Below are 13,534 nucleotides of genomic sequence, written 5' to 3'. Positions count from 1 at the left end.
CCTTTCTATTTATCGATATAACTACTAAATGTTAATACCGCGGTTCTTAGCCTTCTCTTTAATGTAAGGCTCCCAAGCCGCCGCATTACGACGTAGTGAGCGATCTTTTTTCGCTTCTTGAATGTGCTTATAAGCTTCTCTGAAGTCGCCTGCGTAGAAGTTCGCTTCCATTAGGGTGAAGTGAACTTTGCCAGGATTTTCAACGCCGCGCTCTAATGCATTGTTTAATGCTTTAATCGCGCCTTTGTAATCTTCAGCAACTAACAACAAAGTACCTTGCTTTCTGTAATGCTCAGGATCTGAACTTTTCGCGGCAGCCTTAGCGTAAAGCGAAGCTGCTTTGTCATAGTTTTTAGCCTGGTGATATGCGTTAGCAATACTCGCTAGCATATCGGCATCTTCTTCAAGTAGACCAGATTTAACGTGCTTTTCCAAAATTTGAGCAGCTTTAAAAGGCATGCCGTTGGTTTGGAACAACTGAGATAACGTTTTAATCTCGTTTACTTTCTTAAGGTAACCTTGAATGTAAGCCATTTCGAATGTAGATAGACCTTTCTCGAAGTCTTCTACTGAAAGGTAGAAGAAACCAAGCTGAGTCCACCAACGCGGCTCCTCAGGGAAGTTGCGAACAAGTTCTTCTGCAACTGCCACTGTTTGAGGAAACATCTTACGTTCGTAATATGACGTTAGCTTTAACACATAAGGGTTTTTATTTGGCTTATCATACAAAGCAATTGCTCTGTCAGCTGGCTCAATCATCTTATCCAATTGGCCTGCTTCATAATAAGCTTGCGCTAAACGGGTATAAACGTCTGCATCTTCTTTACACGTAAAGTCCATCCACGCGTTATACCATTTAATCGCATCAGTATATTTGTTCTCTTGCATATTCAAATCACCTAACAACTTAAGTGTTTGAGAATGCTCAAGATCATTCAATACTTTAGGTTCTACAGACTGGTTCAAATAACCAAGTGCTTTAGAGCCTTTACCTTCTTGTGCAGCTAATAAGTTACCAATAAAGCGATTTACATACGCCGCATCAAAGTCTTCAGAAGGGTCAATTTCATATAGAATGTTTAACGCTTCATCAACTTGATCTTCGTTGTAAAATTCAAATGCTTTTTGAACTTTTTTACCTGTACGCTCGCCTACTAAAGTTGTTTTTGGCTTTTCGTAACCAGGACACATAACAGGAGAAGACTGTGCTAGCGCCGCTGGTGCAGTAAACACTGCTCCGGCACCAAGCACTAAAGCAAATGCAGACATTTTGAATTTATTTTTCATCATGATCATTGCTCCAGTTTAAAGTCTAGCTGTACGAACATGCCAGTCTGCTTAACAGCTTTGCCATCAACAATCTTAGGCTTGTATTTCCACTTACGTAAAGCACGTCGTGCCTCACGGTCGAATACACGCTTAGGTTCAGCTTCAATTACTTCGATGTCGTCTACACCACCAATTTCATTGATAGTGAAAGACAATCTTACCCAACCTTCACGGCCATCACGGGCTGCATCAGGCGGATATTTCGGATCGATACGAACGATTGGAGTAGCATCGCCATCACGTTGCATCGCGCCAACACCACCAATGTTTACACCAACACCACCAGTATCAATAGCTGGGATTGCTAGGCTAAAGCCATCTGCATCCGGTTCAGCTGCTTCTGGCTCAACAAGCTCCATTTTAGGAGGCTGTTGAGGCGGTGGTGGAGGTGGAGGCGGAACACGTTGACGCGTTTGCGTCTGATCGTCTGGTTCCTGCATCACAATATCGATTACCGGTGCTTCAGGTACTTCGTCCGCCGGTCTGGCTGAGTTTTCAATCAACTTAGCCATAAGTACGAACAGGGCAAATGCAACACCAGCACCTAAGAATATAGATACAATTATACGTAACATCTTAACCCCTTGCCGCTACCGAAACACGATTAACGCCTGCAGCTTTAACCTGGTCCATAATTTCTACTACCAAACCATGCTTGGCTTTAACATCAGCCTGAATGATTACATAGTCAGTTGGCTGCTCGGTAAGCAGTCGTTCAATATTCGCTCTAACGCTGTCCGGCGCTACTTCACGTTTATCTAACCAAACGCTTCCATCTTCTGTTACTGCTATGAAAATGTTTGCGTTCTTGTGAAGAACCGCCTGGCTCGCGTCGGGCTTATTAACTTCAATCCCTGCTTCTTTAACGAAAACAGTGGTAACGATAAAGAAGATCAGCATGATAAACACGATATCCAACATGGGTGTCATGTCAATCTGTGCGTCTTCTTCCTCGATTCTGACTTTTCGAGCCATAATATCTCTCTCTAATGATGTGGCAGGCTATCAACTAACCCTTCGCGTGCCAGCTTCACTTTCGCTTCAAGACGAGAACTGATGAACAGTCCAGAAAGCGCGGCTACCATTCCCGCCATAGTCGGGACTGTTGCCATGGAGATACCAGCTGCCATTAAACGTGCATTGCTGGTGCCTTGTGTCGCCATCGTCTCGAAAACACCGATCATACCGGTTACTGTTCCCAGTAGCCCGATTAACGGACACATTGCAATAATGGTGCGAATAATCAGCATTCTAGCGTTCAGATCATCTGACGCCTGAGAAATCCACGCGTCACGGATTCTATGCGCATACCAAGATGTGGTATCTGCTCGGGCATCCCAATTTTTGATGATGTTTTTCTTCACCGTTGGGAAGACCGAGGTTAAATACCAATAACGCTCAATCATTAAAACCCACATGAGAAAGAGCGCGGCAGCAACGAAATAAAGTACGTCACCACCGGTAGCGATAAAATCCCTGACCGATTCTATTAATCCAATCAGGTAATTCATATTACGCTTTCTCCGACTCTGAGTGAGCAGCTACGATACCCGCAGTTTGCTCATCAAGAATGTGGATGATTGATTTGCTACGTGAAGCTACGATGCTGTGAGTAAGAATCAGTGGCAATGCCGCGATAATACCTTGAGCCGTAGTTACAAGCGCCATAGAGATACTGCCAGCCATCATACGAGGGTCGCCTGTACCGAACAATGTGATTGTTTGGAACGTTGCGATCATACCTAGTACCGTACCAAGTAGACCTAGTAACGGAGCGATTGCAGCAAAGATCTTGATTACGTTAATGCCGCTTTCGATACGTGGAAGTTCACGTAAGATAGCTTCATCAAGTTTAAGCTCTAAGTTTTCAGCATCAGCAGCTTTGTTCTCTTGATAAACTTTCAAGATGCGACCTAGTGGGTTGCCATCTGAAGGGTTACCTGGGTTTTTAAGCTGTGAACGCATTTTACCAGCAACTACTGTAAGCGTAATTAGCTTGTAAAGACCGATAAGTAGACCAATCGCTAGCATTACGGTGATTGTGTAACCAACTACACCACCTGCATGATAACGCTCAGACATTGTTGCTTTTTGCTTCAACAGACCAAGGATTGCACCTTGAGATGGGTCAGTATAAAAAGGAACCATACCTGAAGTAGCAGCGATTAAATCGTCAGCTGAAGATACGAAACGACCATCTGGTTGACGACCTAGAGGCTGAACGATTTCGTTTTCAGCATCATAAGTTAGGTAGCCATCTTCGCCTACAAGGTTGAAAGTACCGATACGAACAACTTCTTGCTGTGAAGAACCGCCGTCAAGGTTAACAACTTCAGTAGTGAAACGAACTGTTTCGCCACCTTCAGTCATTTCTTTTTGTAGAGCAAACCATAGGTCTTCTAGTTCTTGAATGTTTGGAAGACCTTTAGAGTCTTCTGACATTTGCGCTAGGAATTCACCACGGCCTGAGAACTGAGCACTTACGATTGATGTAGCAACACGGCCGTAAGCTTCAGAAGAGGCTTGACGAACCACACCGAACATCTCACCAAGCGTACCAGTTGCTTGGTCTAGCTCAGCAGCTTTTTCGTTAAGCGTTACTTCGTTATCAGAGAATTGTTGTTGAAGACGGTCACCACGACCTTGTTCAGCTTTCAATTCAGATTCTGCTTTGCGAAGAAGCGCTTGCTTGTCTGCACGAGCAGATTGGAATTCTGCTTCACGCTGTTTGTTGATACGTGTTTCAGAAACACGGTTATCCTGAACTTGGTCTAGAAGTTCTTTAAGGCTCTTTGCTTCCTGAGCCTGAGCTCCGGTTGCTACAACCGCAAGAGTGGCAGCGGTTAAAAGAGATTTGAATACTGGTTTCATTAACAATTACTCCGCTGCACTAATTGGTAGTTTGATCAGATCCGCAGGAATGACGTTATTAGCCATTTTAACTGCGTCAACAACTGATGACAGATACTCGTCGCCAAGTTGCTCCCATGCGCGGCTCTCATTATTCCAAGCCCAAGCATGTTCTTGGTCAAGTGATAATGCGACTAGTGCAGTACGACCTAGGTTAAAGAAGTCAACAGTCACTTCGGTGCCGTTGCTATCAATCGTACCTTGGTAAGAATCAATCTTAGTGCCATACTCAACTTCAACCAGGTAAGCTTCGATTACTTGGCGGAACTGCTCTGAAACAGTAACGTTAGAGTTAGACATAACATCACGTAGACGCTGAACGCGCTCTAGACGCTCGTCTAAGTGAATAGGACGGTCAAGTTTGATGAATTTCTCAAGACTATCGATCATGCGGAACATAAGAGGAACGATGCCCTGCTTAGTTTGCTCGATGCTGTCAATCTGACGTTGCAAAGAGTCAATTCCACGTTGCTGATCCGCTACAAGACTCGCAATGTAGTCGTTGTATATTTTGAGGTTTTCTGTCTCATCTACTGTTTGACGGTATTCAACCAGTAGTTCCTGAGACTGTTCAAACAACGTGTTGATTTTTTCCTGAGATTTCGCTGCAGCCGCGTGGATTTTCGCTTCTTCTTTATGAAGGTCTTCAAGCGTATCTGCAGAGACTGCGCTACCTGTTAGTGCGAAGGCACCGATAACAGTAGAAGCAATAAGAGTTCTCTTGCTCATTTTGGACATAGTTCCCAACCAAATTTCTTATTTGAATCCTCGCCGATAAAGGAAAACAGTTCGGGCAAGGGGCGTATAAAACTTTCACAATTATGTTTTAGGAATGTAGCACGGACCTTAGCTTCCAGCACTACGAACGTATTATACTCACACGGATTACAGCACTGAGTCAAGTAACACCCTGTTTACACCAAGTAGATTTTTCATCATCTGTTTAATATACGTTCGAATTCCCCTGCAGAATTCATTCCAACGTACAAATAACTGGCAAATTCGAGTTTATTTTTTTGTTAATGTGTAAAAATAAACCGTGTTTTTACTTGGCGTTATACCAAAATCTGGGGGTAAAACGCCGCAATTTCATGCAGGGTCCAATATAAGCTTCAACTTCGTCACGTTAGATTCAAAGTAATCACTTTTTGTTAACTTCTCATGGCCATGATTTGGTGGTCATACCATCAAACGGAAGCGTATGCAGCATCCCGTCAAATGAAAGGTTCCATTTTGGTGCAGCAATTCACTAAATATTAACGCTATGCCACATTTATAATGTCGGCATTCATTTTCCTCATTGGATTTTTGTCTCTTGTAGGTGTTAGGTATAATTGCTAAACGCTATAGGATAAACTTAACAAAAAAATGAATTATCGGGATTAATCCATGACGTATGAAGCTACACATTCCGTATCAATTGACAATAAACCACTTTGGGTTTTCGACGGCTTATGCTCTTCGCAAGAAGCGCAAGGGATATTTAACGGTCTTGAAGTCAGTGCTTTTAAACGCAATGAAATTGCAAGACCAGACACAAAAGAGTTTCGTCATTGGGCAGTGAATCTATCTGGCGAACAAATACAAAGCTTACCTGTTTATAATCGGGCAATTAGTGCAGTTCAAGCGCTTACTGGTAAAACCTATAAGGCATATAGAGGCTACGTAAATCACGCCTCGTTTGGTGATATGCTTTTTACTCATACTGATTGTATGCCTGGTGCCGACGAACTAACTGTGTTGGTCTATATTTCGCCAACGTGGGATATAGAATGGGGCGGTGAAACAATGTTTTTCAACGAACATGATGATTGCTTATTTGCTTGTACCCCGAAACCTGGTCGAGTCAGTATTTTCCATGGCGCCATTAAACACGTAGGCAGGCCGCCTAACCGTATTTGCTATACTCCTAGATATACATTAGCGTTTAAGCTTGAATTGACGAGCTAATCATCGTTGTTCTTCATCCACTGTGAAAATAAGCATCTGAACGTTAAAGGCACTTACCAAAAGTGGTATAGGCATTACTTTGATTAATTAAACATCCCAAGTTAATGGCTTGGGATGATATCAAATGCGACCGTAAGTCTAGCGGTACTGCTCGTAAATGCATTGGTTCCATGCCACATGTAAGAAGGGAACAAGATAAGATTACCCGACCGTGGCTTTACTGCGAAGTCGCCTTCGAAATTTTGGTTTGCTATATCAGCTCTACCGAAAGTTAGCCACCCTTCCCCATGCTTGTCTACAGCATCGGGAACATCTACATAATACACGCCGCTTAGCCAGCCTTCAGGATGATAGTGCGAACGGTGATAACCCTCGGAACGTAACTTTACTGACCACGAGCCCTTATATATTAAGTCTTTACTTAAACGAGATAAAAAAGGATGTTTCCTATCATTACTTTGTAACGCTATGAATTCCCCTGCTCTTTCTAGAATGAGTCTTGAAAGTGTATTTATTACCTCATTGTTACCTTCAAAGAGATTTTCATACGTCTGGGTACCATTTCTCAACGATTGACCAATAGGATGACGTTCATTTTGGTGCAAAGCCTCAAGCACATCACGCAATGCATTATTTAAGCTCTGTCTACTCTCTTTATTCGGGAGAACTGGCACCACGGCCAGTAATTGTTGGTAATTACACAACCAATGGTACTTACTTTCTTCGTTTTGCAGGTAATAGCACGTAGAAAGCATTGTCCACCACCCCTGATTAAGCGGCTCTTGTTTCACTAATTTAGCAAATTTGGTGTAGGCCTCTTTTGCCCGCCCTAAACTTAGTAAGGTATATCCAGCCTCGCTCTCAAGCCCTATGCTGTTTTTGACTTTTAGCTTTTCGCCTTTTTCAACATAATTTAGGGATGCGTGATAGTCACCTAACTCTCGATGCACTCGCGCTTTATATATATAAAATTCAAGATTAGAACCTAGTAACGGTTCTAATCTGTTAAGTACATCTAGCGCTTTTTTAAATTGGTCAGCGCGAACTAAAAGCTTTATGTAAGCTAGAACAAATGACGTAGCGGTACCTTCATGATTGATATGGGGCTCGATATACTCAAAAGGGGAGTTGACACCTTCTTCCCATAAAAAAGAAGCGAGTTCTTCTTGTGCGGTCCAGTCAAGTGGGTTTAACGAAACAGCTTTGATAAAGGCTTGCTTTGCTTCATCTCGGCGATTTAATAACACTAAGGTTGCGGCTAAATTTCGTCGCAAGGTGCTGTTCGTCGGCTGTAGCTTTATGGCGGTTTCGAAGCACTGTACTGATGCTTGAAAGTCATTGGCACGTCGTAACACATTACCCAAGTTGTTCAATGCAACGATGTTTGTGGGGTCTTTTTCTAATACAGACATTAAGCACGATTGCGCTTTTTCTACCGCGCCTAAATTAACATATACATCAGCAAGATGAATGTTTGCTTGGATATAAGTCGGTTTTTTGCGAATAACGTCTACAAAAATGGCTTGAGCCTCATTAAACAAACCAACTTCTTTATATGCTCGGGCAAGGTTATATTTAACTTCAATATCAATAGGATTTGCGGACAAGGCTTTTTCTAACGATTGCACCGCAAGCGTTGCCTTACCTAATTCCAGTTGTGTTGTACCCAAGCTGTTAAGAAGTTGAGGGCTCCCTTTGAATGTTTTTAGCCCTTTTATAATTACTGATTCCGCTCGTGCCCCATCTCGCGCCTTCCTGAGAGCACTTGAATATACCTGAACAGCTACAGGATCAAGTTTTAAAATGCTAAGGTTAGCTTCTATAAATTGAATGACATAGTCGTACCTTCCTTGTTGAAAAGCATTGACTACTTGCCGTAACACTCCCATTTTATCAATAGCCATAACTACCTTAAGCCACGATCTAAATTCATTAGCTTGCCCGCCCCTTCATTCCATTTTGATAAAATGGACATAAACTGGGTTATCGCTTCTCTCTCATCCATAGACAACGCTGGATTCCAAACATCAAGTATTAATACTGCACGCTCTTGGTCAGACAAATTGGATGCCGAATGTATAAAGCTATCGTCAAAAACTAGTTGTTTATTGGCATTACTCCAATTAAAAGTTTCTTCCCCGACAGTTAAGCTCGCATCCTCAGTTACTTGCAAAGGAATATGGACAGTCAGCTTACAATTTGAAATACCGTAATGCGGGGGTATGTAGGCGTCGGGTTTAAGTACCGAGAGAAAAACCTCTGGGGCATGTGGAGGGCAGAAAGCTAAGGGTGCATTTTCAAGTTCACTACGTAACGCTAAAGATAAACTTTCAAACGCTGAACAGTTCTTTCCTTCTTTTAGTAAATGGGTAGATAACCATTCATCGCGTAGCTTATCCCACGTCTCCGTCGTTGGTACATTATCAAACTCGCCTACATATTTAACGTTTGCTCGTTTCCCAACGTTCAGAAGCTCATTTTTGTGGCTTTGAATATTATCTATCCAAGCAATTAACCCATCAATTTCATTTGCATTATAAAAGGGCTTGCTTGGTAAATCTGGAATGTAAAAGAAACTTGGTTTTTGAAGTTCATTTTGGAAAGGATGAAATTCGACACCAAAAAAAAGCGCAAGCGACTTCTTTAACCTTAGTGATACCGACTCCATGAATTGAAGTCGTGTGTAACCGTCCCGACGTGCTAAGTTAGCTGCATTCTTTATGTGAGAAAAACGTGACCTTGTCATTTCTCCTGACTTAGAATCAAGATAATCTGAATTTTGACTATTTAACGTAACATATAAGGAAAGCGCTTGGTCAAAATCTCCTTTCGATAACATTTTCTCAATGTCATTGAGCGTCGATATATATAAAGGTGTCATTGAAAACCCGAGGTAAATGGAGCTGAGTTAAATTTCAGCTCCGTTTATATTTTTTCTAATTATCCGAACCCGATGTTTCTGTACCACGTTGCATACGTATCCATCCATCGCGAGCTGCCTCTTTCATGCGTTCTCTCTCTTCTACTGTATAGCACACACGACGCATCATATTAGAACCGATTCGCTTTTCCATTTTACAAACTTGATCATCACGTTCTTGATTGCTAGCTATCTCTTCAGTTTTATTACTTGCTAACTCTTGAGTTGAATTGCTTGTAGAGCCACAGCCAACCAACGTGACAGAAATAGCAAGACTGACTAAAATCGTTTTAAACATTTATAAATCCTTATTTAAAGTTTCGTGGTCAAAAGTTTATTGGGTAGAAGTTTATTGGATAAAAGTTCCGTGAGTTAAAATACCATACTGCGTCTGGTTAATTCTTATCCATTTTGTAAGCGTCCATTTCTCACCGTCAGCCACTGGCGCGCCAAGGTGTAAACTCGCTCTTAATATCTCGTTATTATCATCAATATTTTTAAATGAAACAACGGTTCCCTGTTCAGGTTTTATTTTAACGTTTATTTTAGGGAACTGGGTTTCACCATCGCTACTCATTGAGTTTAAATAAGCAAGAACAGTATTTGCCCGCTGCCCACCTTCCTCGATAAACTCAGCTTGCTCACGCTGTTTAGGAGAAAATGCATCATAATGGGCTTTGTATTCTTGCCCTTCTTTGTAGCGTAGTAAATTTAAAGGCTCCCCATGGGATGTGTCAGTGCCTGAGATATCTGCCATTCTCGTATCTATATCTCTAACAATCCAATCTGCCATTTCAGATAGAATAACGCCAACCTCGCTGGTACGAATAGAATCAACCATAGGGCTTCCATCCGCAGGGCTAGCAACCATAGAACGGGTTAAAAGTGGCATGAAGCGTTGCTTTAGATAACGACACTCAAATGCTGATAATGCATTTTTAACACGCACTAATGATATATCTTCATTTAAAACTTCAAGTTCAAGTGAGCGCAACTTTGCTTCTCGAGCTCGAATAGCAAATTCAATACTACTTTCATCCAGAGTTTGGAGAGAAGTAGTTAGCACCAGCTTATCGTCGTTAACGAGTTGCCGATATATATTCGGCGTTAACTTCGCCATAACACTAACAACCTGAAGATAGGTTTTTTCATCTTCAGAGCACCAACATGATAGCACTAACAAAGATTCTGCATGGCCATTTTGCGCTAAAGCTATCAGTTCACTTATAATGCTTCGGCTAAAGCTACCTTCAATATAAAATCTAGTAATCAGCGACTTGTGATAACGAACTGTCGGGTGTTTAGTATCCGGTATAGACTGAAGATAAAGAAGTGCTAATTTCGGATCACTACTCACCGTATAATATGCAAAATCCAAAGCTGCATACATATTACCTAATTTACCGGCTTCACCAAGTAATGCCATAGACTTGTCAATGGCGCCTTGCTGTTGATGATACTGAGCCTGCTCAAGTAACTGCTGTACTGAACTCACAATTTACCCTTATAAAAAAGGCCTCAGAAGAGGCCTTTGTCAAATGCATTTAAATGCCTGTGTTTAGAAATCTACGTTGATACGACCGTAGAAGAAACGTCCAGGAATTTCATACATTGAAGGATCGAAGCTGTTTGCAAATGTAGTGTATGAAACTTCAGGATCTGCATCCCATAAGTTGTTAACACCAAATGTCAAACGAAGGTTCTCTGTTACTGAGTAACCTACTGAAGCATCATGGTAAGCCATCGCTTCAAGTTCATTGAAGCTTTCTTTAGACTCAAGGCTTCCATCTTCAGCAAACACGCTTACGCCTGGATCACTACACAATGTATCTTCTAGGTAGTTACCTGCATCATCAGTATCGTCATCGAATGAACACTCTTCTGTAGTTGCGCCAATGAAGCGAACTAGGTAGTTAGCAGTCCAATCTTCGTATGCCCATGTAACAGACAAGTTAGTACGGATACGAGGAATAACGTCACGGTCAAATGCTTTACCAGCATCGTTTTCTGCAATTGATTCACCAGTTACAGGGTCAACGAAGATACTAGTACGGTCGTCTACATAAGTACCGTCCCAGTTTACTCGGAAATCACCGTATTCAGTATCGAAGTTATAAGCTACGTTATAATCGAAACCAGAAGTCGTTTGACCACCAAGGTTAACAAGGCCGTTGAACAACTCAGTCACTACACCGCCGCTGTTACGTTCGATTAGTGAACAGAACGTAGTTCCAGTAGTTGCACAAGCATCTAGGATACGTTGAGCACCAACAGTTGATACTGCGTTATCCACTTCAATATCGAATACGTCAAATGTGATTGACAGACCTTCAACTTGAGCAGGTGAGTATACGAAACCGTATGTAAAGCTTTCTGCTTCTTCAGGTGCTAAATCTGCATTACCACCAACCGTTGTTCTGATTTGTGGGTTAGGTTGCTCGTAAGCAGCAGGGATACCGGCACAGCCTGGGCTGTTAGCATTTGCAGCTTCACCGCCATTACATGGATCGATTAGCGTTGCGAAACTATCGCTGTTACCTAGGAACAATTCAGATAGCGAAGGAGCACGGAATGCTTCAGACCAAGTACCACGAACTAAGACGTCTTCATTGATGCGCCATTTCAAACCAACTTTTGAGTTTGTAGTGTCGCCGAAGTTGCTGTAGTCAGAGTAACGAGTAGCAAGTTCTAAATCTAATTGCTCAACAAACTCAACATCTGAGATAAGAGGGATAGCAACTTCTAAGTAAACTTCTTCAACACTGAATGAACCAGAAGTAGGTTGACGAGAGTTACCAGAAGTAATACCAGCTGCAATTAGTGCATCAGGTTGGTCGTAACCTGACTGCCAGCGTTTTTCATAACCAGCAGCAAATGCAACATAACCAGCAGGTAATTCAAAAACTTCACCAGAGATATTTGCTGAGTAGCTTTCTAACGTAGAGTTAGCTGCATCTTGTGCAGTGAACTGAATGTAATCAAGCATTTCTTGCGTGATAGTACCTTCACCGATAGCAGTAGCACCACCGAAGAAGTTTAATGGTACACAACCATCAGTAGCAGCACAGGTATCAACGTCACCTAGGGCTAGTGCTACGCGGTCCATGTTAAGAAGACCGTCAGTTAGCGTATTCTGAGTAATGTCTGCATACGTGTAGGTTGCATCCCAGTAGTACTCGTGATCGCCTAGTTCAATAACACCTTCAAAGCCACCATTGAATTGGAACTGATCAACGTTTTGAGCAAATTCACGGTAACCCGCTTCCATCATACGACGGCCAGCGAAGAACAAGCTGTTCGCTTCACCGAAACCAGCAGCATCTGTTAAATCAAGACCTGTTGGGTTGTATGGGTTATTTGCAGCAATTGTTACTCCAGATGTACCTGCAGCGTTACCGATAAATAACGGTGTTGGAGCAAGAAGCTGTGAAGAACGTCTGTTGCCGTAGAAACCAGTTACATTAACAGAAACGTTGTCTGTTAGTTCGTAACGACCTTGTGAGTAAAGGTTAATACGTTCTTGAGGTGTAGAAAGGTAGTTAAGAGGAGCAAAGTTAAATGCACTGCTACCAGTCCAAGGAATTAATCCACCTTGACCATCGTTTTGAACGTTGAATGATGTTGCTTCATCATCGAAATACCAAAAACGACCATTCGGTGTACCTGATGAACCGCCGTAGCCTGTAGGAGCGCCAAATACTGGTACTGCAGAAATCTCACGATCGCCTGCGAATGTTGGCTCTTCTTCTACGTAACTTACATTGAAGTATACGTTACCTCTATCGTTAGCAACACCGAAACCGATATCCCAAGATTCTTTGTTACCGTCGCCTTCATCGTATTGACCAAGGTAGCCAGAAGCGTGAACGCCTTCGAAATCTTGACGAGTGATGATGTTAACAACACCTGCAACAGCATCTGAACCATATACCGCTGAAGCACCATCTTTAAGTACTTCAATACGCTCGATGATAGACGAAGGAATGTTGTTAAGGTCAACAGAGCCAGTAAGGCCTGGAGCCCAACGTTTACCGTTTACAAGAACAAGAGTACGGTTTGAACCGATACCACGAATGTTAATAGTAGTTGTACCATTACCACCGTTGTTGTTGTTGGTATTGATTGCTGAACCAGCAGATGGGATAGCTTGAAGTACATCACCGATTGAAGTGATACCGAATTTTTCGATATCAACACGGGTCATAACCGTTACTGGGTTAGCACCTTCAATGTCTGTACGACGGATACGAGAACCAGTTACTTCGATTTTTTCAACAGAATCGGCTGCTTCTTCGGCTTCTTGTGCAGCAACTGCACCAGAAAAACTTATCGTCGACACCGCGCCGAACGCGCAGGCCAACCTAACTGACTTAGCCAGCTTAGAATTTGTAAACATGTGTTGTCTCCCTGGACCACTAAAGCTCG

Annotated in this window: 12 protein-coding genes; 1 reads left to right on the top strand and 11 read right to left on the bottom strand. The window is 42.4% G+C overall.

The annotated features are described in order from the left end of the window. Nucleotides 1–24 precede the first annotated feature (24 nt). Genes FLAVO9R_RS05510 through FLAVO9R_RS05485 form a run of 6 tightly spaced genes read right to left on the bottom strand, consistent with a single transcriptional unit; the run spans nucleotide 25 to nucleotide 4,968 of the window. The gene (locus FLAVO9R_RS05510; RefSeq protein ID WP_126871939.1) at nucleotides 25–1,290 is read right to left on the bottom strand and encodes a tetratricopeptide repeat protein; all 1,266 of its coding nucleotides are present in this window, start codon (nucleotides 1,288–1,290) and stop codon (nucleotides 25–27) included. A 2-nt stretch (nucleotides 1,291–1,292) separates the two neighbouring features. Further along, the gene (locus FLAVO9R_RS05505; protein WP_013785031.1) at nucleotides 1,293–1,904 is read right to left on the bottom strand and encodes an energy transducer TonB; all 612 of its coding nucleotides are present in this window, start codon (nucleotides 1,902–1,904) and stop codon (nucleotides 1,293–1,295) included. Nucleotide 1,905: 1 nt separating this feature from the next. Then, on the bottom strand, nucleotides 1,906–2,304 hold the full coding sequence (locus FLAVO9R_RS05500; RefSeq protein WP_013785032.1) for an ExbD/TolR family protein: 399 nt from the start codon (nucleotides 2,302–2,304) through the stop codon (nucleotides 1,906–1,908). Nucleotides 2,305–2,315: 11 nt separating this feature from the next. Further along, nucleotides 2,316–2,840: a MotA/TolQ/ExbB proton channel family protein gene (locus FLAVO9R_RS05495; protein WP_057793197.1), complete on the bottom strand. Its 525-nt coding sequence runs from the start codon at nucleotides 2,838–2,840 to the stop codon at nucleotides 2,316–2,318. A 1-nt stretch (nucleotide 2,841) separates the two neighbouring features. Next, nucleotides 2,842–4,200: a MotA/TolQ/ExbB proton channel family protein gene (locus FLAVO9R_RS05490; protein ID WP_159529506.1), complete on the bottom strand. Its 1,359-nt coding sequence runs from the start codon at nucleotides 4,198–4,200 to the stop codon at nucleotides 2,842–2,844. A 6-nt stretch (nucleotides 4,201–4,206) separates the two neighbouring features. Next, nucleotides 4,207–4,968, bottom strand: coding sequence for a DUF3450 domain-containing protein (locus FLAVO9R_RS05485; RefSeq protein WP_159529504.1), 762 nt, complete (start codon nucleotides 4,966–4,968; stop codon nucleotides 4,207–4,209). Nucleotides 4,969–5,628: 660 nt separating this feature from the next. Between FLAVO9R_RS05485 and FLAVO9R_RS05480 the strand changes: the two genes are divergently transcribed. Beyond that, on the top strand, nucleotides 5,629–6,189 hold the full coding sequence (locus FLAVO9R_RS05480) for a 2OG-Fe(II) oxygenase (RefSeq protein WP_159529502.1): 561 nt from the start codon (nucleotides 5,629–5,631) through the stop codon (nucleotides 6,187–6,189). 101 nt (nucleotides 6,190–6,290) lie between these two features. On the opposite strand, the gene FLAVO9R_RS05475 is transcribed toward FLAVO9R_RS05480, so the two are convergent. The 5 genes from FLAVO9R_RS05475 to FLAVO9R_RS05455 all read right to left on the bottom strand — a co-directional run bounded on the left by FLAVO9R_RS05475 (nucleotide 6,291) and on the right by FLAVO9R_RS05455 (nucleotide 13,505). Beyond that, nucleotides 6,291–8,093, bottom strand: coding sequence for a tetratricopeptide repeat protein (locus FLAVO9R_RS05475; RefSeq protein ID WP_159529500.1), 1,803 nt, complete (start codon nucleotides 8,091–8,093; stop codon nucleotides 6,291–6,293). Nucleotides 8,094–8,095: 2 nt separating this feature from the next. Next, a complete protein-coding gene (locus FLAVO9R_RS05470) occupies nucleotides 8,096–9,070 on the bottom strand; it encodes an aspartyl/asparaginyl beta-hydroxylase domain-containing protein (protein ID WP_159529498.1) in 975 nt (324 codons plus the stop codon). A 55-nt stretch (nucleotides 9,071–9,125) separates the two neighbouring features. Next, on the bottom strand, nucleotides 9,126–9,407 hold the full coding sequence (locus FLAVO9R_RS05465; RefSeq protein WP_159529496.1) for a hypothetical protein: 282 nt from the start codon (nucleotides 9,405–9,407) through the stop codon (nucleotides 9,126–9,128). A gap of 51 nt (nucleotides 9,408–9,458) precedes the next feature. Continuing rightward, a complete protein-coding gene (locus FLAVO9R_RS05460) occupies nucleotides 9,459–10,604 on the bottom strand; it encodes a 2OG-Fe(II) oxygenase (RefSeq protein ID WP_159529494.1) in 1,146 nt (381 codons plus the stop codon). Nucleotides 10,605–10,667: 63 nt separating this feature from the next. After that, the gene (locus tag FLAVO9R_RS05455) at nucleotides 10,668–13,505 is read right to left on the bottom strand and encodes a TonB-dependent receptor domain-containing protein (RefSeq protein ID WP_159529492.1); all 2,838 of its coding nucleotides are present in this window, start codon (nucleotides 13,503–13,505) and stop codon (nucleotides 10,668–10,670) included. Nucleotides 13,506–13,534: the final 29 nt, after the last annotated feature.

Origin of the sequence: Alteromonas sp. 38, from assembly GCF_902506055.1 — a bacterium.
Taxonomy (GTDB): Bacteria; Pseudomonadota; Gammaproteobacteria; order Enterobacterales; family Alteromonadaceae; genus Alteromonas; species Alteromonas lipotrueae.
The sequence above is the reverse complement of the archived record's forward strand: the minus strand, read 5'-3'. Positions and strand labels throughout refer to the sequence as shown.